Origin of the sequence: Bdellovibrio sp. HCB117 (assembly GCF_047305915.1) — a bacterium.
In the GTDB taxonomy this organism is placed as follows: Bacteria; Bdellovibrionota; Bdellovibrionia; order Bdellovibrionales; family Bdellovibrionaceae; genus Bdellovibrio; species Bdellovibrio bacteriovorus_B.
In genome coordinates, this window is record NZ_CP178622.1 from 2,854,782 (window position 1) to 2,876,824 (window position 22,043).

The 22,043-nt window shown below is 44.8% G+C and carries 21 protein-coding genes; 9 read left to right on the forward strand and 12 right to left on the reverse strand.

Annotated elements, in window-relative coordinates; all coding sequences use genetic code 11:
* Nucleotides 1-16 precede the first annotated feature (16 nt).
* Both ACLWBD_RS13595 and ACLWBD_RS13600 read right to left on the reverse strand, forming a co-directional pair.
* Complete coding sequence (locus ACLWBD_RS13595) at nucleotides 17-3,247, reverse strand: efflux RND transporter permease subunit (protein ID WP_413568553.1); 3,231 nt, start codon at nucleotides 3,245-3,247, stop codon at nucleotides 17-19.
* A 2-nt stretch (nucleotides 3,248-3,249) separates the two neighbouring features.
* Entirely contained in the window at nucleotides 3,250-4,695 is a 1,446-nt protein-coding gene (locus ACLWBD_RS13600; RefSeq protein ID WP_413568554.1) for a TolC family protein, read from the reverse strand.
* A 156-nt stretch (nucleotides 4,696-4,851) separates the two neighbouring features.
* Between ACLWBD_RS13600 and ACLWBD_RS13605 the strand changes: the two genes are divergently transcribed.
* Nucleotides 4,852-5,499: a TetR/AcrR family transcriptional regulator gene (locus ACLWBD_RS13605; RefSeq protein WP_063204914.1), complete on the forward strand. Its 648-nt coding sequence runs from the start codon at nucleotides 4,852-4,854 to the stop codon at nucleotides 5,497-5,499.
* A gap of 57 nt (nucleotides 5,500-5,556) precedes the next feature.
* Here the strand turns inward: ACLWBD_RS13605 and ACLWBD_RS13610 are convergent, their stop codons facing one another.
* Both ACLWBD_RS13610 and ACLWBD_RS13615 read right to left on the reverse strand, forming a co-directional pair.
* Entirely contained in the window at nucleotides 5,557-6,585 is a 1,029-nt protein-coding gene (locus ACLWBD_RS13610) for a hypothetical protein (protein WP_063204915.1), read from the reverse strand.
* Nucleotides 6,586-6,813: 228 nt separating this feature from the next.
* A complete protein-coding gene (locus tag ACLWBD_RS13615) occupies nucleotides 6,814-7,869 on the reverse strand; it encodes a sigma-54 interaction domain-containing protein (RefSeq protein WP_373998108.1) in 1,056 nt (351 codons plus the stop codon).
* A 186-nt stretch (nucleotides 7,870-8,055) separates the two neighbouring features.
* Between ACLWBD_RS13615 and ACLWBD_RS13620 the strand changes: the two genes are divergently transcribed.
* The gene (locus ACLWBD_RS13620) at nucleotides 8,056-8,931 is read left to right on the forward strand and encodes a tyrosine-type recombinase/integrase (protein WP_413568555.1); all 876 of its coding nucleotides are present in this window, start codon (nucleotides 8,056-8,058) and stop codon (nucleotides 8,929-8,931) included.
* Here the strand turns inward: ACLWBD_RS13620 and ACLWBD_RS13625 are convergent, their stop codons facing one another.
* The 3 genes from ACLWBD_RS13625 to ACLWBD_RS13635 all read right to left on the reverse strand — a co-directional run bounded on the left by ACLWBD_RS13625 (nucleotide 8,932) and on the right by ACLWBD_RS13635 (nucleotide 11,060).
* Nucleotides 8,932-9,375, reverse strand: a complete 444-nt coding sequence (locus ACLWBD_RS13625; RefSeq protein ID WP_413568556.1) for a hypothetical protein — start codon at nucleotides 9,373-9,375, stop codon at nucleotides 8,932-8,934. It lies immediately after the preceding gene.
* 105 nt (nucleotides 9,376-9,480) lie between these two features.
* On the reverse strand, nucleotides 9,481-10,077 hold the full coding sequence (recO, locus tag ACLWBD_RS13630) for a DNA repair protein RecO (protein ID WP_063204919.1): 597 nt from the start codon (nucleotides 10,075-10,077) through the stop codon (nucleotides 9,481-9,483).
* Nucleotides 10,074-11,060: a hypothetical protein gene (locus ACLWBD_RS13635; protein WP_413568558.1), complete on the reverse strand. Its 987-nt coding sequence runs from the start codon at nucleotides 11,058-11,060 to the stop codon at nucleotides 10,074-10,076. The genes recO and ACLWBD_RS13635 overlap by 4 nt, the downstream gene beginning before the upstream one ends.
* 121 nt (nucleotides 11,061-11,181) lie before the next feature.
* On the opposite strand from ACLWBD_RS13635, the gene ACLWBD_RS13640 reads away from it, so the two are divergent.
* Nucleotides 11,182-11,799 (forward strand): hypothetical protein, encoded by a 618-nt coding sequence (locus ACLWBD_RS13640; protein WP_413568560.1) that lies wholly within the window; start codon nucleotides 11,182-11,184, stop codon nucleotides 11,797-11,799.
* A gap of 48 nt (nucleotides 11,800-11,847) precedes the next feature.
* Complete coding sequence (locus ACLWBD_RS13645) at nucleotides 11,848-12,954, forward strand: fatty acid desaturase (RefSeq protein ID WP_413568562.1); 1,107 nt, start codon at nucleotides 11,848-11,850, stop codon at nucleotides 12,952-12,954.
* A 47-nt stretch (nucleotides 12,955-13,001) separates the two neighbouring features.
* Here ACLWBD_RS13645 and ACLWBD_RS13650 read toward each other — a convergent pair whose 3' ends face one another.
* Nucleotides 13,002-14,540, reverse strand: a complete 1,539-nt coding sequence (locus tag ACLWBD_RS13650) for a YiiX/YebB-like N1pC/P60 family cysteine hydrolase (RefSeq protein WP_413568563.1) — start codon at nucleotides 14,538-14,540, stop codon at nucleotides 13,002-13,004.
* A gap of 240 nt (nucleotides 14,541-14,780) precedes the next feature.
* Here ACLWBD_RS13650 and ACLWBD_RS13655 point away from each other — a divergent pair, with 240 nt between their 5' ends.
* Both ACLWBD_RS13655 and ACLWBD_RS13660 read left to right on the forward strand, forming a co-directional pair.
* Nucleotides 14,781-16,061: a transglycosylase SLT domain-containing protein gene (locus ACLWBD_RS13655; RefSeq protein WP_413568565.1), complete on the forward strand. Its 1,281-nt coding sequence runs from the start codon at nucleotides 14,781-14,783 to the stop codon at nucleotides 16,059-16,061.
* Entirely contained in the window at nucleotides 16,049-16,471 is a 423-nt protein-coding gene (locus ACLWBD_RS13660; protein WP_413568567.1) for a hypothetical protein, read from the forward strand. The genes ACLWBD_RS13655 and ACLWBD_RS13660 overlap by 13 nt, the downstream gene beginning before the upstream one ends.
* On the opposite strand, the gene ACLWBD_RS13665 is transcribed toward ACLWBD_RS13660, so the two are convergent.
* Complete coding sequence (locus tag ACLWBD_RS13665; protein WP_413568569.1) at nucleotides 16,461-17,363, reverse strand: LysR family transcriptional regulator; 903 nt, start codon at nucleotides 17,361-17,363, stop codon at nucleotides 16,461-16,463. The two genes, ACLWBD_RS13660 and ACLWBD_RS13665, sit on opposite strands and share 11 nt — an antisense overlap.
* Before the next feature lie 96 nt (nucleotides 17,364-17,459).
* Here ACLWBD_RS13665 and ACLWBD_RS13670 point away from each other — a divergent pair, with 96 nt between their 5' ends.
* Nucleotides 17,460-18,434: a TerC family protein gene (locus tag ACLWBD_RS13670; protein WP_413568571.1), complete on the forward strand. Its 975-nt coding sequence runs from the start codon at nucleotides 17,460-17,462 to the stop codon at nucleotides 18,432-18,434.
* 43 nt (nucleotides 18,435-18,477) lie between these two features.
* Nucleotides 18,478-19,095, forward strand: a complete 618-nt coding sequence (thpR, locus tag ACLWBD_RS13675) for an RNA 2',3'-cyclic phosphodiesterase (RefSeq protein WP_413568573.1) — start codon at nucleotides 18,478-18,480, stop codon at nucleotides 19,093-19,095.
* 27 nt (nucleotides 19,096-19,122) lie between these two features.
* Here thpR and ACLWBD_RS13680 read toward each other — a convergent pair whose 3' ends face one another.
* Both ACLWBD_RS13680 and ACLWBD_RS13685 read right to left on the reverse strand, forming a co-directional pair.
* On the reverse strand, nucleotides 19,123-19,509 hold the full coding sequence (locus ACLWBD_RS13680; RefSeq protein WP_063204928.1) for a hypothetical protein: 387 nt from the start codon (nucleotides 19,507-19,509) through the stop codon (nucleotides 19,123-19,125).
* A gap of 99 nt (nucleotides 19,510-19,608) precedes the next feature.
* Entirely contained in the window at nucleotides 19,609-20,172 is a 564-nt protein-coding gene (locus ACLWBD_RS13685) for a hypothetical protein (RefSeq protein WP_172795501.1), read from the reverse strand.
* Between the two features lie 570 nt (nucleotides 20,173-20,742).
* Between ACLWBD_RS13685 and ACLWBD_RS13690 the strand changes: the two genes are divergently transcribed.
* The gene (locus tag ACLWBD_RS13690; protein WP_413568575.1) at nucleotides 20,743-21,519 is read left to right on the forward strand and encodes a hypothetical protein; all 777 of its coding nucleotides are present in this window, start codon (nucleotides 20,743-20,745) and stop codon (nucleotides 21,517-21,519) included.
* Nucleotides 21,520-21,571: 52 nt separating this feature from the next.
* Here ACLWBD_RS13690 and ACLWBD_RS13695 read toward each other — a convergent pair whose 3' ends face one another.
* Nucleotides 21,572-21,868, reverse strand: coding sequence for a hypothetical protein (locus tag ACLWBD_RS13695; protein ID WP_063204931.1), 297 nt, complete (start codon nucleotides 21,866-21,868; stop codon nucleotides 21,572-21,574).
* Nucleotides 21,869-22,043 lie beyond the last annotated feature (175 nt).

Here is a 22,043-nt window from a genome sequence, read left to right on the forward strand (position 1 = left end):
ACATACTCCTATTCTATTATCCTTCTGACAAACCTACTTCGTTGGACTCGACAGAACCTTTCGATTCAGAGCCCACTTTCACTTCAACATGACGATCTGCTTTTTCTTTCTTCATATGTGTCGTGAATCGAGAACCCAGGTTATTAGCCCAAATTCTGAAGCGATCGACATAAGTGAACACCGCAGGTACGACGATCAAAGTCAAAATCGTTGATGAAATCATACCGCCGATAATTGCCACACCCATCGCCGTACGAGTTTTCGAAGCCTCATTCATACCGATCGCCACAGGCAGTGTACCTGCGATCAATGCAAAGGAAGTCATCAAAATCGGACGAAGACGTGTCTTACCAGCTTCGACCAAAGCTTCCGCTCTGGATTTACCTTGCGCCATCATTTGGTTCGTATAGTCGACAAGCAAGATACCGTTCTTACCGGCAACCCCGATCAACATGAAGAAACCAAAGATCGCAAAGATCGTTAATGTTTCGCTCATCAAGAACAAGCCCAGGAACGCACCACACAGAGCCAGTGGCAAGGCCACCATGATCGTGATCGGCGTGATGAAGGACTCATACAGACTTGAAAGGATCAAGTAGATGAACATGATCGCAAATCCAAGAGCCAGAACCGTTGATGTCATAAGCTCTTGCATGTTTTCCGCATCACCACCGAATGTGTAACGCACACTTGGAGGGAAAGCATTTGGACCCGTTGTCATAGATTTAACAACGTCGTTCACGGCATCACTTAAACCTACGCCCGGCGCAAGACCCGCTGTCACTTGGATATAACGACCACGGTCTTGACGTTCGATAGATGCAGGGCCCGTCGCCAAGTCGCCTGTCGCTACGTCAGAAAGCTTCACTAATTTTCCGTTCACGTTGGGAACATAAACTTGGTTGAAGGCTTGTTTAATATCACGTTGCTCTGGCAACAGACGCACACGCACTTCATATTCACGTCCCTTTTCACGGAACTTAGCCGGTGTTAAACCTTCCACTTGAGCACGCAATTCGCCACCCATTGTTTTCGTGTTAATACCGTATAATTTTGCAGCTCCTGGTTTCACATGCACTTGCATTTCGGGTTTACCAGGGCGGAAGTTAGAGTCCACGTCTTTGAAGCGCGGATCCGCCTTCATTGTCGCGAGAACTTTCGTTGCTGAAGCTTCCAATTCTTTGGGATCTGCAGAGATAATATTCAAAACGAATGGTTGATCACCCATACCGCCGGACGCATCGTACTGTTTCACAACCGGATTTGCGTTTGTGAAACCAGCTAACTGTTTACGAATCTTATCGCGGAATTCTTCCGTCGTTAACTCACCACGCTCTTTGCCGTCTTTCATACGCACGTAGAACTGTGATTTATTAGACTCCCCGTACAAGCTACCCACGATTTTCGCCGTGTAGTTCACTTCAGGGTTCGCGCGAAGAATATTATCCACTTCGTCCGCTACTTTATTCATACCATCTAAGCTTGTGCCTGGTTCCATTTCCAATGTGACGGCGAACTCACCCGAGTCGTCATCCGTGATAAAGGCACCAGGAACTTTAGTGACAGTATAGATACTAAGTACGAACACCATGAACGTCGCACCAATCGTCATCAATGGATGACGTAAAGTCACACGCAATAATTTTTCGTAAACGTTTTCTAACCAGCCTTGGAAGCGGTCAAACCCACGCACCAAGCGACCCAGCGTTTTACCATAAAGTGTATTATGATCTTGCGGAGAATGACCGGCACCGTGACCTGCACCACCAAAGTAAGCCGTTAACATTGGAATGATCGTCATCGCCACGAACCAGCTGATAGCCATAGAGAACACGACAGTCATACCGAACTGTTTTAAGAACTGGCCGATAGTTCCCGACATTGTACCTACCGGCACGAATACGGCGATAACAACCAGAGTGATGGCCATAACGGCCATTTGAATTTCCGTTGTTCCTTTTTCTGCCGCTGTCAGTGAGTCCTCGCCGAGCTCCATACGACGGTAAATATTTTCGATAACCACGATGGCGTCGTCGATCAGAAGACCTACGGCCAAAGTCAATGCCAGCATCGATACGATGTTAATCGAGAATCCTGCCACCTTCATAATCATGAAGGCACCGATCAAGGAAATCGGAAGCGAAAGGGCTGTGATCAATGTTGAACGCGCACTGCCCAGGAAGAAGAACACGGTGATGATCGTAAGAACGATACCGATAATGATCGTTTCATTCACGTCATAGATATTATCTTTAATTTTGATTGAACCATTCGTCACGACTTGAACTTTGGGCGCACCATCAAGCTTCGCCAATTCAGGTCCGATACGATCTAATTGTTTAATAACGTCGTCAGCCACACGCACGGTGTTTGAGCCGGATTGACGATACACTTGTAAGAACAACGCTTTTTCGCCATTCAAATAAGCGCGGGATTTTTCATCCTGCATGGTATCGACAACTTTACCTAGATCAGCGACACGTGTTGGAACCTCGTTTCCGTAAAGATTCACAAGAGTGTCTGAAATTTCGGGCACGGACTGGAACTCTCCCAGACCACGGAACACAAGCTCTTTACCACCTTGTTGTTCCACTTTACCACTGGGAATATTTTCGCCTGAAGCGCCGACTTGGCCAGCCACTTGGCTGACAGAAATTTCACGCGCACGCAGCTTATTGCGATCCAAGATCACGTGAATCTCACGCTCACGGCCCCCGAAGATTTCGATGGCACCGACGTTGTTCACTTGCTCAAGACGTGGCTTGATAAACTGGTCCGCGATATCGAAAAGTTGCGCATCATTCAGGTTGTTCGCCGTTAAAGACACCATCAAAATCGGGGTGTCTGACGGGTCAAACTTTTTGATCACAGAATCTTCAGCATCGTCTGGAAGTTTTGGTTTTGCGATATTTACTTTATCACGCACTTGTTGTTCAGCGTACTTCACGTCGACCGAGCTATTGAACTCGACGATAACTTGTGAAACACCTTCTAAACTTTTAGAAGTCAGACGTTTAATACCGGAAATGGTACTCACTTCTTCTTCGATCGGACGGCTGACCAAGGTTTCAATCTCGGAAGGTCCCGCACCAGGATAAGTTGTTTGAACGGTGACAACCGGGATACTGACGTCCGGGAATAAGTCCACGCTCATCGATTTGAAAGAGGCCCAACCCACAACGATGATGGCAATCGTCACACAGGCTGTAAAGATGGGTCTGCTGATAGATATCTTAGGTAAGCTCATGATTATTTTCCTCCTTCAACAGAGGCTTGGTAAAGTTTAACTCTAGCTTGAAGTCCAAGAATCTGAGCGGCCGCTTGCACGCGGTTCACTTCAGATTGCGAGAAGTCTTGTTCAAAAAGAAGAACTTGATAAGTCGTAGTTCTTCCCTGACGAAGACGTGTGCGCTCATTGTCCAATTTGGCTTTTTGCGCGTTGACGATATTTGTAGCCAAACGAAGGCTTTCTTTAGCTTCCGCCATTTGTTCTACTAAATTCGTCCATTCTTGTTCTTGATTGAATTGTTTTGCTTGGTAAGAAAACTCTGCCGCTTTGCTCGCTTTCAGTGCTCCGGCTTTCGCATCGTTCAAAGCGAAAACATTTAAGGGAAGATTGAAGCGCAGGCCTACGAAAGCCGTGTCTCTGCCGTCTTCACCCGCTGCCTTTAAAGCGTCATTTAATTCTTCATTACGACCATTCAAAGCATAGCTGCCATAAAGATCTAATGTCGGTTTGTTTTTCTCTTCAGTGACTTTGGCAGAAGCTTGCGCCAAACGGGACTGTGCTTCGGCTGCTTTCACATCATAGCGATCGCCCGGTCTTGCTTTAGGAACTTCAACCGTTCCTAAAGAAGAATAGTTGATACCGTCTAATGCCGGAGCTGGTTCTTCTGCTTTTCTGTTTAGGAAAGTGTTGAAGGCGCGACGAGCGGCTTTTTCGCTATTTTCGGCTTGTTGCACTCCGAAGATAGTGGCTTCCACCATGGCTTTGGCTTGAAGAACGTCGGCGTTTTCGCCTAGGTTCATACGAGCTTTGCGAGAGACATAATCCAAAATACTTTGAGCTTGTTTCAAAGCGCGTTTCTGAACTTGCACAAGTTCCTGAGCTGATGCCAGTGACCAGTAAGCCGCTTCGGCTTCAACCAAAGTTCCAACAGACTCTGCCTCTGCTCCGAATTTTTCTGCGACATTTTGTTGGCGAGTCAATTCTTCATTCGCGCGTGCCGTGCGACCGAAACCATTTCCCCAAAGAGGCATGTTTAGTTCTAGAAGCGGAGTCGCATCCCAAAAGCTGTTCGGAATTCCTGCTGGAAGATCTGCTCCGACAACTTCCGTGCGATCCATCGCATAGGAAAGTTTTGTTTCAAGACCGAAACTGAAATCTTGAGATACTCCTAAAGAGTAATTCTGCATTTTCAGTTCATCATATGTAATGGTGGAACCAAAAGGCTCTTTACCGTCGTAGCCAATTCTTGCATTGGCAAAAAGACGCGGAGTAAAGAACAAGTCTGCTTCGCGTGTCTTTAGTTGAGAAGCTTCGGCCTGCTCAGAGCTCGCCTTGTACCCTAAACTATGTTGTTTAACTTGATCGAGATATTCACTCAGATTCATTGCGGACGCCGAATTTCCAACCAGGGTGGCTGCGAGAATCAGCGAGAAGCTAGCAATGTTTAAAACGTCGGATCTTTTCATTTCATAACTCCGTTATGTAATCGCTTACATACTTAACCTAACCGAAGACCCCTAAGTATGCAATCAATTACTTTCTTGCGTACTGATTTAGCTTATGATACATTATATAAAGATAAGACATTTCAATTACTTAATTGAAATGTCAGGAGATTTTCAATGACGGATTCATCTCAAGTTAAGATCCAAAATGACGAAAGTCCTGCTCATGTTAAGGGCAAAAAAAGGGACCGTTCTGCTTCTGAAGAAAGATTGATTCAGGCAGGCTTAGAGATCTTTGCGAAAAACGGATTTAATGGTGCAACGACAAAAATGATCGCAAAGAAAGCCGACGTGAATGAATCACTGATCGGTCGTTACTTCGATGGCAAAGAAGGTTTGTTGATTGCCATTATTGAAAAGTTCTTAGAGCAAGTTATTCAAGACGAACTTCCCTACCCTCCCCAGAATACCTTAGCTGCGGAACTTGAAAATTATGTGCGCTTTCGTGTGAACCAAGGATGTATGCACGAAGAGTTTGCGCGTATCGTGTTTTCGCAGTGTCTAGTGGATAGAAAATTTAAAAAGAAAGCACGTGAAACGATTCCACTGCTCATTGACCCTAAACTTATTGATCGCGTGCAAATGTTAGCTGATAAGGGCCGCTTGAAAGAAGGCGCCAATGTCTTAGAGATCTGTGAACATCTTGATACTTTTTTAGACGGGATTTTCTTTTTCGATCATATCCTGCATGAGGAACCGCCTGAAGTCACCGGAGAGAAAGCCGCTCGCTTCGTAAGGACTTACTCTCGCCTTTTTGATAAATAAAATATTTTATAACTGAAAAAATAAAAAACCCACAGTGAGAGCTGTGGGTTTTTTGTTTTATTCGTCGAACGCCGGAAGATCGTCGATCGTTGTTGTTGGTGGAGGTGGAATCACTCCAGGTTCTTCCGTTTTTGTCGTGCTGCCAGTACCTGAGTTTGTGCTCGTAGATCCTGTGGAGCCTGTCGAAGTGCCCGAAGATGACGAAGAACCTTTTTTCTTATCTTCCTCTTGCTTTCGTTTTTGCTCTTCCGCTTTTTTACGAGCTTCTTCTTGTTTTCTTAGCTCTTCTTGTCTGCGAGCTTGTTCTTGATTTTGAGTTTGTGACTGACGACGTTGCTCTTCAAGGCGACGTTGTTCTTCGGCTCTACGTTGAGCTTCGCGCTGTGCTTCGATGCGACGTTGCTCTGCCACTCTTTGCGCTTCTTGCTGACGTCTTTGTTCTTCGAGGCGCGCTTGCTCGGCAGCGCGACGTTGTGCTTCTCGACGTGCCTTGATTTCTGGATCGTGTTTCTCTAAGCATGCTCTTGCGACGATATCTGAGTTCTGACCGCGGCGAACTCCATCTTTGATACATGTGTTAAGTTCAAAGTTGGTTTGATTACGGCAAAGTCTTAAGACATCCGTCGTCGCGCGAAGGTTTTCAAATTCTTGTCCGCCGTTGATGTACATATCAGCTGCGCACTCAGCAAAGCGTGGGTTCACCGCCTGCGAACAGATAGAAACGAAATAGTCTTGATAGTCTTTTGAAACCTTCGCAGACAATTGAAGAGTACAGTCTTGAACTCGAGAATCCAAAACTCCTTTTGCGCAGAAAAAACCAGCAACATCTACTTTGCCGTCGCCAAATTTATAACGAGCCAACTCAACCGTACATCTTTGGAACTCGAAATCAGTACGGCCGTAAGAACAAGCTTGATCCGTCAACGACTCGAAAGTACCTAGTTGGGAATATAGATTTGCTGAACACTCTTCACGAGAAACGTAATGAGGCGCCGGCGGTGGCACTTGTCTGTCACGTTTTCCCCAAGCCTGTGCTTGGTTTGCAAATGTTAAAGTCACTAGGACCAATGCAAGAATGTTCTTCATATAAACCTCTTAATCCGGATCTATGTTTTGCAAGGCATAGGCCACGTCATCTCGTTTTAATACGGTTTTTAGGTCGGTGACGTGGCGAGGGTTTTTACAGAGTGACAATTCAGTTTGGCTCGTGAAAACGCTGGCTTGGATAGTTTTTAGGCAAAAAAAAGCCCGAGGTGGGAAGAGAGAAAACCACCTCGGGCTAGCTAGTAATACTCGTACTTTCGTACTTAAGATCTATTTCATGGGCTTCGTGTGAACTGCGAATTTTTCGAACTCGCCGTACTCATGAAGTTTGTTATAAAGAGTCTTGATCGTAATACCCAAGTTGTTAGCTGCTTGAGTTTTATTACCACCAAAGTGCGCTAGAGCTTTCAAGATATAGCGCTTCTCTAGGTCGTGAAGAGTCATTGTAGGATCATACTCAATCACATCTTTTTCAGTCTCACCGTTACGGATATTCTCTGGAATATCGTTCAACATGATCATGTGACCTTCAGAAAGGATCTGAAGTCTTTCGCACACGTTTTGAAGCTCACGGATATTTCCTGGCCAATCATAACGGATCAAAGCTTTCATCGCTTCTTCATTCACTGAACGACCACGATTCAAATACGCGTGTTGAGAGTTGTTCAAGAAGTGGTTGATCAACGCCGGGATGTCTTCTTTACGACGACGAAGAGGCGGAGCACTGACCACGATCGTGTTGATACGATAGAACAAGTCTTCACGGAAGTTACCTTTAACAACTTCTTGGTCCAACTCTCTGTTCGTTGCACAGATCAAGCGAATGTCTACTTTGATAGGGTCTTTACCACCCACGCGGTAAATTTCACCTTCTTGGATGAAGCGAAGAAGTTTAGCTTGGATCGCTGGATCCAACTCACCGATTTCATCAAGGAACAAAGTTCCGCCGTTAGCCGCTTCAGCCAAACCGATCTTACGATTGTAAGCACCCGTGAACGAACCTTTTTCGTGACCGAAAAGTTCAGACTCAAGAAGAGTTTCGCGAAGAGCGCCGCAGTTGATAGCTACGAAAGCTTTGTTTTTGCGGTTAGAACGATCATGGATAGAACGAGCGATAAGTTCTTTACCCGTTCCAGATTCACCAAGAACTAGGATGTTCGCCGTGGAAGGAGCCACGCGGTCGATCATCTTCATCAAGCTTCCCATCACCTCAGATTGGTAGACGATGGTCTTGTTTTCCAAAACTTTGGAAGTTGTATTTGTATTCCACATCACTTGATTTGCATTCTGAGAAGAGGGCAAGATCATAGAGTTGTTATCGTTCATGGGTTCCACCTTTCGGTAACGTACTTTATAAATCTGGGTGGGTGTCTCAGATTGAATATCTCGTTCTGATACACCGCAGCAACGCATTGAGTTATAACTTTGGTCGTGTAAGTTTTGCAAGTAAATTTTTGCATGGCGTTAAATTTTTTTTAGGGCCTATGCTTCAACCCATAGGATTTCAGCATCATGGCAAAGCCGTTTAAACTGGCCGAAAACATTGATAAATATCTGAAATTCATGACTTTTGTGAAGTCGGCCTCCCCCCTCACAATCAAGCACTATAGCTTAGATCTTAAGCAGGCTTTTAATTATGAGAATTCGTCGGCTTCTTTGAGCGAGGCTGAACTGCTGGCTACGGCTCGCAGAGCCTTCAACCAGTGGGCTCACCTTTCTTTGGCCTCCCGGAATCGCAAAGCCGCCACTCTGAAAAGCTTCTTTTCCTGGGCTTTTGACGAGTCACTGACCGAGAGAGATTTGTCTCTGCAAATCACTTGTCCGAAGGTTCCAAAAAAACTTCCGCACTTTCTAAGCGTCGATGAAGCTCTGGCAGTTTTTAAAAGCTTTGATAGCGACAAAGAGGTTTCACTGAAAGAAAAGGTCTTATTCCTGCTTCTTTATGGTGGTGGCCTGCGCGTCAGTGAGGCTTGCAATCTAAAATGGTCCGAAGTCTTCATGGCGCAGAAAATTCTGCGTGTGACAGGTAAAGGATCTAAAGAGCGCGTGATTGCTCTTCCCACTTTGACGGTGCAAGTGCTGCATACATGGAAGAAAGAAAGTGGCTTCAACGAATTCGTCTTTGGCGAAGAACCGCTAAACCCTCGCACGGCCTACGACATGGTAAAATTAAGTGGTCAGCGTGCAGGGCTTTTAAAGCCATTGCATCCGCATGCTCTTCGTCACAGTTTTGCGACTCATTTATTATCTAGCGGAGCCAACTTAAGAACGTTGCAAGAGCTATTGGGCCACGAAAGTCTGCAGGCCACTGAAAAATACACTCATTTAGGGATCGATCAATTGGCGAGGACGCTTGAAAATCTGCATCCTCTGGGAAAAGGAAAGTGATTACTTTCTGATAAATTCACACGTGATCTGATAACCCGCGCCTTCATCCAGCGCCAAAACCACTTTATCACCGTAATTCGTAAGAATATAAGTCTCTGAAAGATAGGCCTCACCGACAAGAGGATACATGATAGTTTTTTGAGTAAGAACATTTCCGTCGACGGTTCCGACAACGTCATAAGCAGAGTAATGACCTTCCTTTAAAGTTACGCGGCGAAAACCTTCTTCTAAAAGAAAGCCTACAGCCTCTTCGCCGTAAACGTTGATCTCGATGTCCTTCGGATTAGACGTCTGCTTGCTATAACTGATGTAAGCTCTTTTTCCCGGAGCTAATTCACATTCTTCTTGGTTCACGGAGTAAGCTCCTAGGAACTGCTGTAGACCCTGAGCGTGAGACATGTTTGAAAATAAAACTATCGCGATAAGTGAGGATACGAATTTCATAAAACCTCCGAGAGAGGCCTTTATAAGCTATCTTCGTCGTAGATCAAAATTCGCCGTGCAAAACTTGTAATAGGTATAAAGCATATTCGAAATTGTCGCTTAGTTTTACAGAGTCGCGTGTTCAAGATAGTGGCGGACCATAGCTTCGACATTGCGAAGTTCCTGATCCACAAGTCCACGTTGGGGAGCAAGCTTGTCCGTATCCGCAAGATGAGCCTTAAAGAAAGGCGCCATCCAAGGTTCTGCATTCACAACACCTTGCTGAAGAAGAAACTTGATATAAAAGTGCATCTTTAAAACGAGAGGATCCTTTGCGGTCTCGACAGCCTTTAGAGCATTCCCTAAAAGGTTGAAAAGAAACTCAGAAGATTTATCACCTTCCTGACTGACTTTGCTCACACAATCAATCATGTGCAGAGCAAGTTCCAGGCGGTCATAGTCTTTACGAATACCAGGGAAGTCGTTCAGCAGAGTCGCTTCTTGAAGAACATTCAGCTGTCCTTCCTCGGCCTGTTTATAGGTGAAACTCACGAAATGGGTGGGTTCAAGCACTCCCCCACCGAAGCGCTTTTTACTTTTCAAGGCACCCCGAGCGATGAATGACAGCTTTTCCCCTACTGGCGAAAGCGCGTGAAGAATCAAGTCGGCTTCCGAGTATTTGATTTTTCTTAGAATGATGAAGCGGTCTTTGCCTTGAGTCACACGTCCCAACTTTGCTGAAGCTTTACTTCTTCATACGAAGATATCACAAGCTTGGCAAAGTCTTTTGTATTCAGAAGATCCAATCCCACAATCAACAGGCCGCGCAGTTGCTCAAGGCTTGGTGTGGGCTCCCACCAGTGACGAAACATTTTTATAGCTGACCAGTGGCACATATTGGTGCTCGCCATTTTCTGCCAGCCCTCAGCTTTTGAAAGACCCAGTTTATTAAAAAGATTTTCCGCAACGGCTTCCGCGCTAACATCCGAAAAACTAAAAACGGCGCGATCAAACAAACGAGCAGCTCCAGATTGAAAATACAAACTAGCTACCACTGAAATTTCTTTTTCGAAATTTTCGACTAACAGGGGGTTGCTTTGATGTTCGCTACGCGCTTCAGAAAGTTCCTTAACAAAGGCTTCCGCCTTCCAACTCATGTTCTGCGCCATCATCGCGGGCGAACGAAATCTTTCTCCGACAACAGCGACCGCCACCGAGGGCGTGTACGAGCATAACCGGACAGTGTAAGGACGAATTGCCATCGACTCTTGAAAATGTTTTGCGTGGGAAACGCGAAAAGAGAAGATGCGTTTTTCATTGAGCAATTTGTCTAGTTCTTCTGCGAACGGAAAAACCTCTCCGGTCACCGGATGATCTTCGGCAAATAGAACAAAACAAGTTTCTTTCTTTAAACTCTCGACCCATTCTTTCACATCGTGAAGTTTTAAATGTGAAAGCGCAGCCACTTCGTAAGTTTCTTTGTAGTAGTAAGGAAGCAGACTTTCGAACACAGAAGTTTGCCCCTGAATCACACCGATGGCTTTTTTATGGGACATAAATTGTGCTGTGCTTTGTGAAATTTCAAAAACAGCAGAGGCAATACCAGGAAAACTACGTGCACGAGCTTTGGGTTCCAAACCTAAGGCGGTTTTGACTTGATCATTTAATTCTTCCCAAGCTTCCGGTCGTACAACGTCGATAAACATCTTTAAAATTTAGCAGATTCCCTCACAAAAGAGAGTGCGACGAAGGTCTTATTTTCATCAGGAAATTGAGTGTTGACCCGATCCCAAAGTAAACTTACTAAGTTCACGTGGGAGTACGTTTATGAAATGGAATATGTTTGTTTTATCTATGGCTTTCTTCACCGTCGGTGCTTTGTCTTCTCCTGCGCACGCTCTTTTTGAAACGCGCGTGACTTACGGAATGCTTGCGAACAACCCTGATTTAGATCCCCTATGTCCAACGTGTGCTGCAGAAACTCCCTCTGTTTCTAATGCTTATGGTCTTGGCGCTGACGCGATCCTAACAATTCCGTTCCCTTTCGTTCCAGGTGTAGGTCTGCGTTATGAAAACATGAGCTTCACGACAAGCGGTATTGACTACACGATGGATTACACTCGCACAGCATTGCTAGTTAATTGGCGTCCCATCGACAGTTTGTTCTTCTTGGGGCCTATTTTCACTTGGGGACTGTCTCACTCGACTCGTCTCAAGGCGGAAGAAGGTGGTGTATTAAAAGCAGATTTTTCAAGTGATTCCGTGAAATCCTACAGCCTGGGACTAGAGGGTGGAGTGAAACTGACAGGCTTCGTTGTTGGAGCTGAAGTCGGTTACCTTGATTTTCGCTGGGATGGCGCAGAAGACGCGACGGGTAATGCAGCCACGCAAGACATTAATATGAGTGGAACTTACGGCAAAATTATCCTTGGCTTTTCTATTTAAGTGTCGAAATCTACACACCTCTGCTAGACTTGATTCTGAGAGGTGCTAATGACAAAAAAACGTATCGAATGGCCAGTCGCCTTATTCCTGATTATCAATCCGCTGGTCACGCTTATTCTAACTCCAATTTACTTCTACTATTATGGTTTCGAGTTAGACATTCTTCTTTTCGCTTTGATCTTTGCGGCCGCGACAAACTTGAGCATCACAGCGGGCTATCACCGTCTATTTTCTCACAAAAGTTATGATGCTCACCCAGTGGCTAAAGCGCTTTTCTTGCTTGTAGGTGCATCAGGCTTTCAAGGCTCAGCTTTAAAATGGTCTTCGGATCACCGTCGTCACCACACTCACATTGATGGAGAAAAAGATCCTTACAACATCAATGAAGGTTTCTGGTACGCCCACATGGGTTGGTTGTTCTTTAAAGACTCTGTCGACCAAAAAATCCACGCTCCTGATCTGCAAAAAGACTGGATGGTGGAATTCCAACACAAATATTATGTGCCTCTGGCGATCTTGACAGGCTTTGCTCTTCCCACATTGATCGGCTGGGCGATGGGTTCGGCGTTGGGAGGCTTGGTTATCGGCGGCGGTCTTCGTATCGCGTTGACTCAACAAAGCACTTTCTTCGTGAACTCTCTTTGCCATACTTTGGGTAAACAAACTTACTCAAAAGAAATCTCGGCTCGCGACTCTTGGTTTGTGGCGGTTCTTACGCATGGTGAAGGTTATCATAACTTCCATCATAAGTTCCAAATCGACTACCGCAACGGAATTAAATGGTATCACTGGGATCCAACAAAATGGGTTATCAAATCTTTGAACCTTATGGGCCTTGCCACGAAACTTCGCCAGATTTCAAATGCAGAAATTCTGAAAGCGCGTTTGCAGGCCGAAGCCGCGGAGTTAACGAAACACGGATTTGCGGAAGAAAAACTGCAAGCTATGAGAGAAAAAATCTTAGAAGCTCAAAACAAAATGAAAAAGCTTCGTGACGATTATGAACAATTCAAAGTGGATGCGGTTCGTAAACGCGAAGATCTTAAAGAAGCTTACGATTTAAAACTTGCGGAAATCAAACGCGAGATGGAAATTGCCAAGCTTGAGTTCCAAATGGGCATGAAGCAGTGGCAGGTGTGTCTAAGATCGGTTTAAGAAATTCAGTTTAGAAACTAAAAAGGGAGCTTTTCAGCTCCCTTTTTTTATTTGCAGTCTTTCGACTTATTATAGAAGAAATAGTGGAATTGAGAAGACTCCGGATTCCCACCGATATCCCTATCATTCGGATATCTGTTGGCTTCGCGGAAAGCTTGCTGCTTCTTACAGTCTTGATATCGGTATTCCTCGTTAATCTTCATCATGTCCTGGAACGAGGGCAAATAGCCTTTCTTTTTATAGAACTCGGCCTCTTTCGCATAAATATTCTTTTCAAGAGTTTTCGCGACCGCTTCAAATTGCACGTTTGTTTTAATACTTCCGATCGGCATGTATTTAGGAAGCGTGTCTTCCGCAATACCAAACTGACGTACAAACTTAGCAAAATAAGACTTGATCGAGTGTTGCGGAGCCCAGTGGTACTCATAGCCCTTCTCAATCATCCAAGAATAGATACTTTGCAGAACCGCATCCTGCATGCGCACTTGACGAAGCAGAGGATACCAACGGTATTCCGCAACGAAGTCAAATCTTGGGTCCACTTCGATATCATAAGGAGCGAACAAGGAAGTCTTAGAAACACCTAAGCTTTTAAGATAGTCGGTATTTTTAAACTTTGTTGCGCCACTGCGATATTTCGGAACCATAAAGCGACCATTGGAAGCTTTATCGTAAGCCATGCGGATCACTTCAGAACAGAAGATCGTTGAGTAGTCATCGTCATCCATCGCAAAGTCGTAACGAATGCCCTTTTTCTTATCTAATGCTGCCTTAGCAATATCGTACATTTTTCTTGCGGCCGATTTCGCTAATGCCTCATCAGGCTGGCGGTACAAAGCAACGCGCGCGTCTTCCGCCTTTCTCCATTCTTCAAGTGGCGTCACAATCACACCATACTGAATCAAGGCTTCCACGACGAATTTCTTACCGGCTTTATCTTCGCCGACAAGGGCCAAGTGTGAGAAGTTACCTTCTTCATCGCCGATACGAGCGATCATCGCTGACACGTGCGATTTTCCGCGCACAAGCATCACGTCACCGCTTTTCAGTTTGAAATCCGCAAACTTGGGATTCGTCCAAGTGCTAGGCTTTGTATTTGCCATAATCGGCGCCTTTTCAAACTTAAAGACTTTCTGGTTATACAGCCACTCTAAGAGATACTCTTCAGAAAAACGCGCATACTGGAAACCTTCACGGATCTCTGTGATACATTCTTTTGAAAGTTCGTTGCGAGAATCAAACTCCTGAAGTTTATCATGCAAGACAACGCGGATTTGGAAGATCGTGTCCATCACTTCACTGCCGCGAGTTTTTAATAGCTCTACTTCTGCAGGAGTTTTAGGAATGAAATGATCCGCTGGAAGATAATAAAGATAGTCCGTGACTTGGTTCACGAATTTCGCGCAAGTTTGCGGATTAAAGATCTGCGGATTGTTTAAATCATTCAACACTTTTTGACTGCCCGTCAGAAGCTCTTCCGTGCTGGCGGGACGACGATAGGATTCTATCTCGCCGGTCTTTGAAAAGGGACTTTGACAGGCTGCCAGTGCCAAAAAGGCAGAACCTAGAAGTAAGCATTTTTTCATTAGGATTTCCCCCGTTTCCCCTTCTTCGGAAAAATCTTGGGTTTCCGTAACTGGACTTTCGAAGCGAAGCAAAATTCAGCTCGGGTTAGCTGTCTAAGTCTTGGTCGTGGCTATGACCGTTTAGGCGTTTACGCAGGATTGTCTCACTCTGAGACATCCATCCGCTTTGTAATCTATTGAAATCATTGATCCGTCTTTGGCAAAGCTCTTGCTTTGTAAGTCCTGTGAGGAGATCTATCCATGAAAACTGGAACACCACTATTATATAAGCTGTTGTTGTTGAACTTGTGTTTCAGCGTGGGTTGGAGCTTGGGTTCGCCTGTCTTTTCTACGTTCGAATTCGCTTCAAGTGATAAAGGTCTTTCTGTTCCATTTAATATTGATGAACAGCCAGCTCCCATCATCGAGCATGCTCTTGATCAGATTGATAAAGCTAAGAATGTTCAAAACCTTTTAGGCAGTCTGAACAATATGAGCAATAAGAACTGCCCTGACTGTGAAAAACAGTTGGCAAATCTGCGCTATAATCAGTGCAACCGTCAAAATGACTACTTGGAAAAAGAACTTGCGCAGACTTCGCAAGGGAACTCATTGCTATCGGCCCTCACTCGCTCCCCTATTCGCGTGAATTCTATTATTAAGCCGATGTGCATGCGCATGTCGATGGAAGCAAAATTTTCGGCTAGCAGTAAATCTTTCCGCCAATGCGCTGCGAACGGAACTACATCTCAAGCATTCCGTCCTTGTATCTCTGAAAACTATTTCAAACTTATCAACAACAGCTTCGACGTCGTCAGCTCATGCATGAAGGACTTCATTGCGCCAGGTGAAAGTGAAGAGATGCAAAAGCTGGATGTTCGCGCCGTTTACGCTCTTATTAACGTTGAATCTGGGTTCCACGTGAACGCGATGAGCGGCACGGGGGCTGGAGGTATCGGTCAATTCACGCAACCAGCCATTCAAGATGTCAACACGAATGAATTAAATGACATCCGTATCGCTTTAGAGAGCAGCAAGAACCGTTTGTGTTCACGCCTTTCCATGGAGTTCTTGGATTCCATGCAACCGATTCGTCCGCAAAAATCTTATGCTTGTGATCGTATCTCTTTAAAGCGTGGCAACCCTGTGACAAACATGATCTACACTTACGCTTATCTTAAAGGTGTTAAGAAAGACATGAACTCGATGATCTTCAGTAACAAAAATTACAAATCGAAGTTCCGTCTTTCCGAATATGACATGAACAAAGTGAAAAGAGCTTTGATGGTTTGGTCTCATAACACGGGCCCTGCAGGAACTTGGACTCCAGCGAAGACTCTGTTGAATACTTACTACCGCAATCGTCAGGTGACGAACGCGGATGAGTTCATCAACCAAATGCAACAGTACATGCAAAAGTTCCCGGCGAGCGCGAATAAGAGTTCCGCACGTCGCAAAGAAACGTCATCTTATTTCCCTGCGATTACTAAAACACTGAACGATATCGAAAAGAATGCTGGAGGTGGATCATGCGTAAATTAATTCTGATGATTTGTTTACTTGCTTCCCAATCGTCCTTGGCTTTTACCGACTCTTTGACCTTGCAAACAGCCGACAATCTTATTGCGCACTTGCAGCGCCAGGACAACATCGTCGCTCGCCTGCAATACTTAGAGACTTACAAACAATTTCTATTCGAGCGTCTTAACACGATCGAGATTCCAGATCTTGCGACAACTCCTGATGACCATCCGGCACTAGAGGAATACCGCAGTCTGACAGAGTACGATAACTACGTGAATTTGATCCGCATGAAAGATATCAATGCTTCGACTTGTCAGCGCACGAAAGTTCGCATTGAAAACTCCACCAGCCGTGACGGCGGACTAGTGCCAGAGGCTGTCGAGGCGATGAAGATTCTCAATGCGCTTTGCAGTCCTACTACAAACTAAAGCCCTTCATGAGTTTTGCGGCGATCGGATTATTGATCTTACGGTCCGCCGCCGCAAGCCAGATTTCCTCGCTCACGCCTTTTAACGTTCCTAAAACCACCAGTTTTTTTTCTTTGATAAGCTCATCTGCGGCCATGAGCGAAATAGGAATGAGCCCTACCCCCTCTTGCCCTAAAAGCTTTTGTAAGCTTGTATCTTGAGTCTCCGCGATGCGGTCCACCCTGATGCCATTGACCTTAAAATAGTGATCTAAATCCCGACGTAATTTGCTATGCACGGTTGGAAACACGAACGGCTGCCCTTCGAGAGATTGCGGGAAGCCTTTTTTTAAATGCTTATACTTCGCAGAGGCGCACACAACGACATCCAGCTTGGCAATGGGTCTTGCGTAAATACTTTTCGTGTCGACATTGGGAGGATAGTTGGCAAGAAGCAAATCGATCTGATGCGCACTGAGTTCGCGCAGAAGTTCGCTTCCTCCCCCCTCGACGACCGAGACTGAGCAGTTCCCCTGCTGATGGGCCTGCAAAATAATTTCTAACAGGATGTGTTTGGGCACGCTATCCAACGCGCCTATCTGCACGTGCACGCGATTGTTTTGAAGACGGTCATGCAGAGCCTCCACCATTTCTGAACCTAAATGGAACACCTGGTCCGCATATTCGTAAGCCAACTTTCCGGCTTCTGTCAGATGCAGCCTTTGCTTGCGGCGTTCAAAAAGATCTTTGCCTAATGACTCTTCCAGTTGGCGCAACTGAGTGCTTAAGGAAGGTTGTCCAATTTTAAGTTTTTCAGCAGCTTTGGCAATGCTCCCCTCTTTAGCGATTGTATAAAAGTAGTGAAGGTGATGATAATTAAGCCACTGCATTTGGTTTGCCACTTTAACAGGCATAAGACCTCTTCGTTAAAATCAAATAACTTGTTAAAGATTATCGATTTTTTATAATTTAGAAAAGCCCTTATACTCTGAGTCCGGAGGTCCTTTTTTGTGACGCAGACTCTATTGTTTCCTTTTGCAGAATATTGGTGGTTTTATGCTGGTTTTATCGCCTTCGTTTTGGCGATGCTTGCGTTGGACCTGGGTGTCTTTCATAAACATTCCCACACCGTAGGCTTTAAAGAAGCTACGATTTGGTCCATTGTTTGGGTCAGCTTGGCTTTGCTATTTAACGCTGGACTCTATTACTACGCCCTAAATAAGTTCCCCGACCCTACCACGGCTAAAGACGTTGCCCTGCAATTCCTTACCGGATACGTCATCGAAAAATCTTTATCTATAGATAACATATTTGTCTTCGTCGTCGTCTTCGGATTCTTCGGCGTTCCACCGAAATACCAGCATCGTGTTTTATTCTACGGTATCTTGGGTGCCTTGATCTTCCGTGCCATCTTCATCGCTCTAGGCTCAGTGCTGATGCAGTACCAAGCCGTAGTTATGCTCTTCGGTGTCTTCTTAATTATCACCGGTCTAAAGATGATGATTCAGCCGGAAAAAGAAATCGATCCCACTCAAAACTGGTTGATCAAGTTCATGCGAAAATACGTGCGTGTTCACGAACGTATGCATGAAGATCATTTCTTTATCGTTGAAAACGGCATTCGTCATGCGACTCCATTGTTCGTTGCTTTGATTTTCCTTGAAGCCACGGACATTATTTTCGCAGTGGACTCAGTACCGGCGATCTTTGCGATCACGAATGAGCCTTTGTTAGTTTTCACTTCGAATATTTTTGCGATTCTAGGCTTGCGTTCTTTGTACTTCTTGCTTGCCGGTGTCGTCGACAAGTTCCATTTGCTGAAGTATGGTCTAGCTGCCGTGCTTATCTTCGTGGGCTTAAAGATGGTGTGGCTGAACAAGCTGTTTGATGGCCACTTCCCTATTCTGTGGTCTCTGGCTATCATCGCTTTCTTTATCGGTGGCTCGGTGGCACTTTCTTTAATGATTAAGCCAAAGAATAAATGACAAGCACCCCTAAGATCAGGATAATGATCTTAGGGGGCTTTTTATGACTAGAAGACTGTTCTTCGCTCTTAATGCCACGGATCCTCTTTCCGAATCCTTCCTACCCACTTACAAAAAATTGAAAATCAATGCCGATCGGCGAGAAATCAATGTGAAGTGGGTTCCCGTTGATAACTTTCACATCACCGTCAGTTTTTTGGGCGAACAGCCTGAAGAAAATATTCCGGCTTTGATGGAGGCTTTAAAGGAGGTTTGCACCCTCTTCACTCCCTTTGACTTAAAAATTGAAGATATGGGAGCTTTCTCTAATGAACACGACGCCCGAGTTCTGTGGCTGGGTGTTCAAAATAAAAGATACTTAGGTGAATTTAAGTATGCTCTGGACGATCTGCTATTAGAACGCGGATTGATTCAACACCCGGATGCTCGCGAATTCAAACCTCATCTAACCTTCGGAAGACTTCGCAATCCCCGCAGCGTGAAAGACATGATTTCACCATTTAAAAGAAAAAGTTTTGGAAAAATTCATGTGAGTGAAATCGTGCTTTATGAATCAAAACTTCAAGGCGTGTTTCCCGTTTATACGCCGATTTTACGCTGCCCTCTTTCGGGCGAAGAAAAGCTCGTGGAAGAAGAGGCTTTCCCGATTATCGCACCATAAAAAAAGGGAGCTGACGCTCCCTTTGCTTTATCTGTGGGCCCATCCGTAAAGGCGGATGTAGATAGTGCTGTTCTTTAAATAGAACATCAAATCGCCATAATAATGACCTTCAAATTGCGGCCAGAAGAAAACTCTTGTCCAGCATGTTTGGCGCGGAGGCAGAACTTTCGGGCAATTCGAAGTTGCATCGTAGGCTTGCCCACGAATGGAGATCCCTTGCAGATCTACTTGTTGGTCACCCGCAGTTAAAGAAAAATCCGCATACATACGGCTATTCACCCAAGTAGAACCAAAGTTGTAACTATAGTATTGGTCCTGTTGCTTGCCTGGCTCCACAGTCAGAGCTGTGACGTCATTTGCTGAAGCCATCACGCTTGAAAAAATCAAAGACGCGAAAAGAAGTAGTTTCATCATAGTTCCCCCTACTCATAAAGTCTGAAAGACCCAAGCTTGTGAATCAATGCAAATGCTCTAAATTTACGCACAGGGTTGCAAAAAAGAAGCAGGCACCTGCTACATGCTTTCTAAGACGCGAATCATGGCGTCTTCATGTGGCTGAATGAGCCCCCGCCCGGGTCTATCTAAATCTTGGATAAGCACAATGACGACGGCAAAGAGGATTCCTAGAACCAGAGGTGCTTTGGCGCTGTGCTTTTTTATTCCAAGGGAATAACTTAATGAGGCGAGGCCCATCGCCGCAATCAGAATGAGAACATCGAAGACCACTTCGGGCACGTGATTTTCAGAAGCAAAAAGTCTTTCTCCGTCTACATCAATCAGATCGTTATTCGCTTGAATGAACGTGGCGGCAACAGGGGACATGTTGTTTTTTACAAGCTTCGTGGTTTCTTGCCATATCTTGGTTTGCAGAGCTTGCATATTCTGGATGAACTCGCGCTTTCCATTACGAATCGACGTGAAGAATTCAATGCGCTGTTGAGTGTATTCTTTTAAAAGTCTTCGGTACTCTTGAACTTGATCTTGGGGAAACAAGTCACTGCGCAAATAGGCTGTGCCGATAGTGTTGGACTCTTTTAATACCAACGAGCTGCGCGTATCAAATCTTGATATTGCCATTGAAAAAGTAAATCCCAGTAATAGAGCTAATAGACCGAGAATCGTGGTTGAGAGAAATTCTGTCGAACCCGGTTCGGCTTTATCTTTTTTGCCGGCGATATAGTGAGAAAGCAGTGAAACCGCGCTAAAAAAAACGATAAGCACAATGAATATCACCCAAAGTTTGGTGTTATAAAAAAATTCCATCTGCATTCCCTTGACCCCTGTATAAGCTTATTAAGGCACACAAATCTAGGCAAAACAAATCGGATCTCTCAACAGCGGAGCGGCTCTCTCCACAACTTACTAAACAGAATTCTTCAATAAAAAAGCTGTCAAACACGTACGCTGAGCGCGCGTTTTTCTTATATAGGAACAATGCTTTTCGCTATAGGAAGGACCTAAATTAAGGCTCATTTGTGTCACTCTCTCGCTTCTTATGGGTATAGGCAGGTTTATTTAGTTTAGAGTGCCTAAAATATCAACGGCGCAAAAGTGGCCCCTGTCAAAATCATTACAGTGGAATTTTTTCTGAGGAAACTCTAACTTCACCTGGTTGGAAAAAATCAAAAATCTAGAAAGGTTCCTGTTATGAAAAAATTGGTTTTACTTGCCCTTTTGGTTTCAGCCACTTCGAGCCTTGCTTATGCTGACAATCGCTGCGGCGGAACTCAGGGTGTTTCCTGCAATGGTTTTTACAATCGTTTCGATGCATTGAAGGTTCTTTTAGAAGTTGAAAACAGCACTCAAGATGCTGAACAGAATCTGGCTATCGTAGAAGCTGCACAAAAGCGATACAACTTGAACTTGCGTTACGTCGTCGACAACTTCGTTCATCTACAGCAAGCCTTAGGTGGCGGCGGGGCAACTGCGGACACCCGAAAAGCCTTCAATCTAATCCTTCAAGCGCTTCGTGGACCGAGAACTCTGGATATGCTTGTTACGAGTTACATCGAACTTCTTAGAGCAGAGAACTCTAAAGAAGACGCGGCATTAAATTTTATTCTGGTGGCGGAAAAAGTGAGCTCATCACCCGCAAGTTTTTCACAGGCCAATCGTTTTTTCACTTCACTACTTCTGCTATTGGGAAACAACCATACAAACTATGCGCGAGATGTGTTTTCTAGAGCGATGTTCGTCAGTAAAACTTATTCACTAACAGACCTGCACAGCAGCTTTAAAATGCTTCTAAATACTGAAAACAGCATCGAAGACTCGATTGGGAATTTTGATCTTGTTTTAAGAGGTGCGGACCGTTGCGGTGACTTGACTAAAGCTACTTTGGATTTTCTTCAGGTTCTTCAGCAATACAGCAACTCGCAAACGAAAGAAGCCCGTAATATGTTTATTCGTCTTTACGAAATCTAATACTCTCTCAAAACAAAAGGAGTCTTTGCGACTCCTTTTGTTCTTTCAGGAATTACTGGCACTGTACGTTGGCCGTTGCATTCACAAAGTAGTACGGTCCATTCGCGTAAACATAAGCGTACTGGAAGCCACCTGCTGGCACCCATACTTGGAACCAAGAATTCATCCACACACCTGTTTGTGTCAGACCGAAAACTTGTCCTTGGCAGAAAGCATTGAAACCCGTGTAGTTGTAAACCTGAACAGCCGCCCATTGAGGTGTCACTTGGAATTGCATTTGCGGAACCCACCAAGCAAAGCTCAGTGAAGGAAGCATAAAGCCCACGATAGCTACAAATAGATTTCTCATAAAAACTCCTCGGTTAGAACTTTCCAGAGCCTCGTAACATAGGCCTCGATGCCGTTTCAACGAAGAAACGACAGACTTGTACTACAAAGAAATTAAGATCGTGAATTGTTGTTTATTTGTATTTGGAACAGATGTTAAGGGACTCGCAAATGCTGTTTATGCGATGGGTTACAAA

Excerpts from the sequence above, each read along its gene's own strand:
- ACLWBD_RS13595 (WP_413568553.1), bottom strand. The coding sequence starts at position 3,247 with ATGAGCTTACCTAAGATATCTATCAGCAGACCCATCTTTACAGCCTGT.
- ACLWBD_RS13600 (WP_413568554.1), bottom strand. The coding sequence starts at position 4,695 with ATGAAAAGATCCGACGTTTTAAACATTGCTAGCTTCTCGCTGATTCTC.
- ACLWBD_RS13605 (WP_063204914.1), top strand. The coding sequence starts at position 4,852 with ATGACGGATTCATCTCAAGTTAAGATCCAAAATGACGAAAGTCCTGCT.
- ACLWBD_RS13610 (WP_063204915.1), bottom strand. The coding sequence starts at position 6,585 with ATGAAGAACATTCTTGCATTGGTCCTAGTGACTTTAACATTTGCAAAC.
- ACLWBD_RS13615 (WP_373998108.1), bottom strand. The coding sequence starts at position 7,869 with ATGAACGATAACAACTCTATGATCTTGCCCTCTTCTCAGAATGCAAAT.
- ACLWBD_RS13620 (WP_413568555.1), top strand. The coding sequence starts at position 8,056 with ATGGCAAAGCCGTTTAAACTGGCCGAAAACATTGATAAATATCTGAAA.
- ACLWBD_RS13625 (WP_413568556.1), bottom strand. The coding sequence starts at position 9,375 with ATGAAATTCGTATCCTCACTTATCGCGATAGTTTTATTTTCAAACATG.
- ACLWBD_RS13635 (WP_413568558.1), bottom strand. The coding sequence starts at position 11,060 with ATGTTTATCGACGTTGTACGACCGGAAGCTTGGGAAGAATTAAATGAT.
- ACLWBD_RS13640 (WP_413568560.1), top strand. The coding sequence starts at position 11,182 with ATGAAATGGAATATGTTTGTTTTATCTATGGCTTTCTTCACCGTCGGT.
- ACLWBD_RS13645 (WP_413568562.1), top strand. The coding sequence starts at position 11,848 with ATGACAAAAAAACGTATCGAATGGCCAGTCGCCTTATTCCTGATTATC.
- ACLWBD_RS13650 (WP_413568563.1), bottom strand. The coding sequence starts at position 14,540 with ATGAAAAAATGCTTACTTCTAGGTTCTGCCTTTTTGGCACTGGCAGCC.
- ACLWBD_RS13655 (WP_413568565.1), top strand. The coding sequence starts at position 14,781 with ATGAAAACTGGAACACCACTATTATATAAGCTGTTGTTGTTGAACTTG.
- ACLWBD_RS13660 (WP_413568567.1), top strand. The coding sequence starts at position 16,049 with ATGCGTAAATTAATTCTGATGATTTGTTTACTTGCTTCCCAATCGTCC.
- ACLWBD_RS13665 (WP_413568569.1), bottom strand. The coding sequence starts at position 17,363 with ATGCCTGTTAAAGTGGCAAACCAAATGCAGTGGCTTAATTATCATCAC.
- thpR (WP_413568573.1), top strand. The coding sequence starts at position 18,478 with ATGACTAGAAGACTGTTCTTCGCTCTTAATGCCACGGATCCTCTTTCC.
- ACLWBD_RS13680 (WP_063204928.1), bottom strand. The coding sequence starts at position 19,509 with ATGATGAAACTACTTCTTTTCGCGTCTTTGATTTTTTCAAGCGTGATG.
- ACLWBD_RS13685 (WP_172795501.1), bottom strand. The coding sequence starts at position 20,172 with ATGGCAATATCAAGATTTGATACGCGCAGCTCGTTGGTATTAAAAGAG.
- ACLWBD_RS13690 (WP_413568575.1), top strand. The coding sequence starts at position 20,743 with ATGAAAAAATTGGTTTTACTTGCCCTTTTGGTTTCAGCCACTTCGAGC.
- ACLWBD_RS13695 (WP_063204931.1), bottom strand. The coding sequence starts at position 21,868 with ATGAGAAATCTATTTGTAGCTATCGTGGGCTTTATGCTTCCTTCACTG.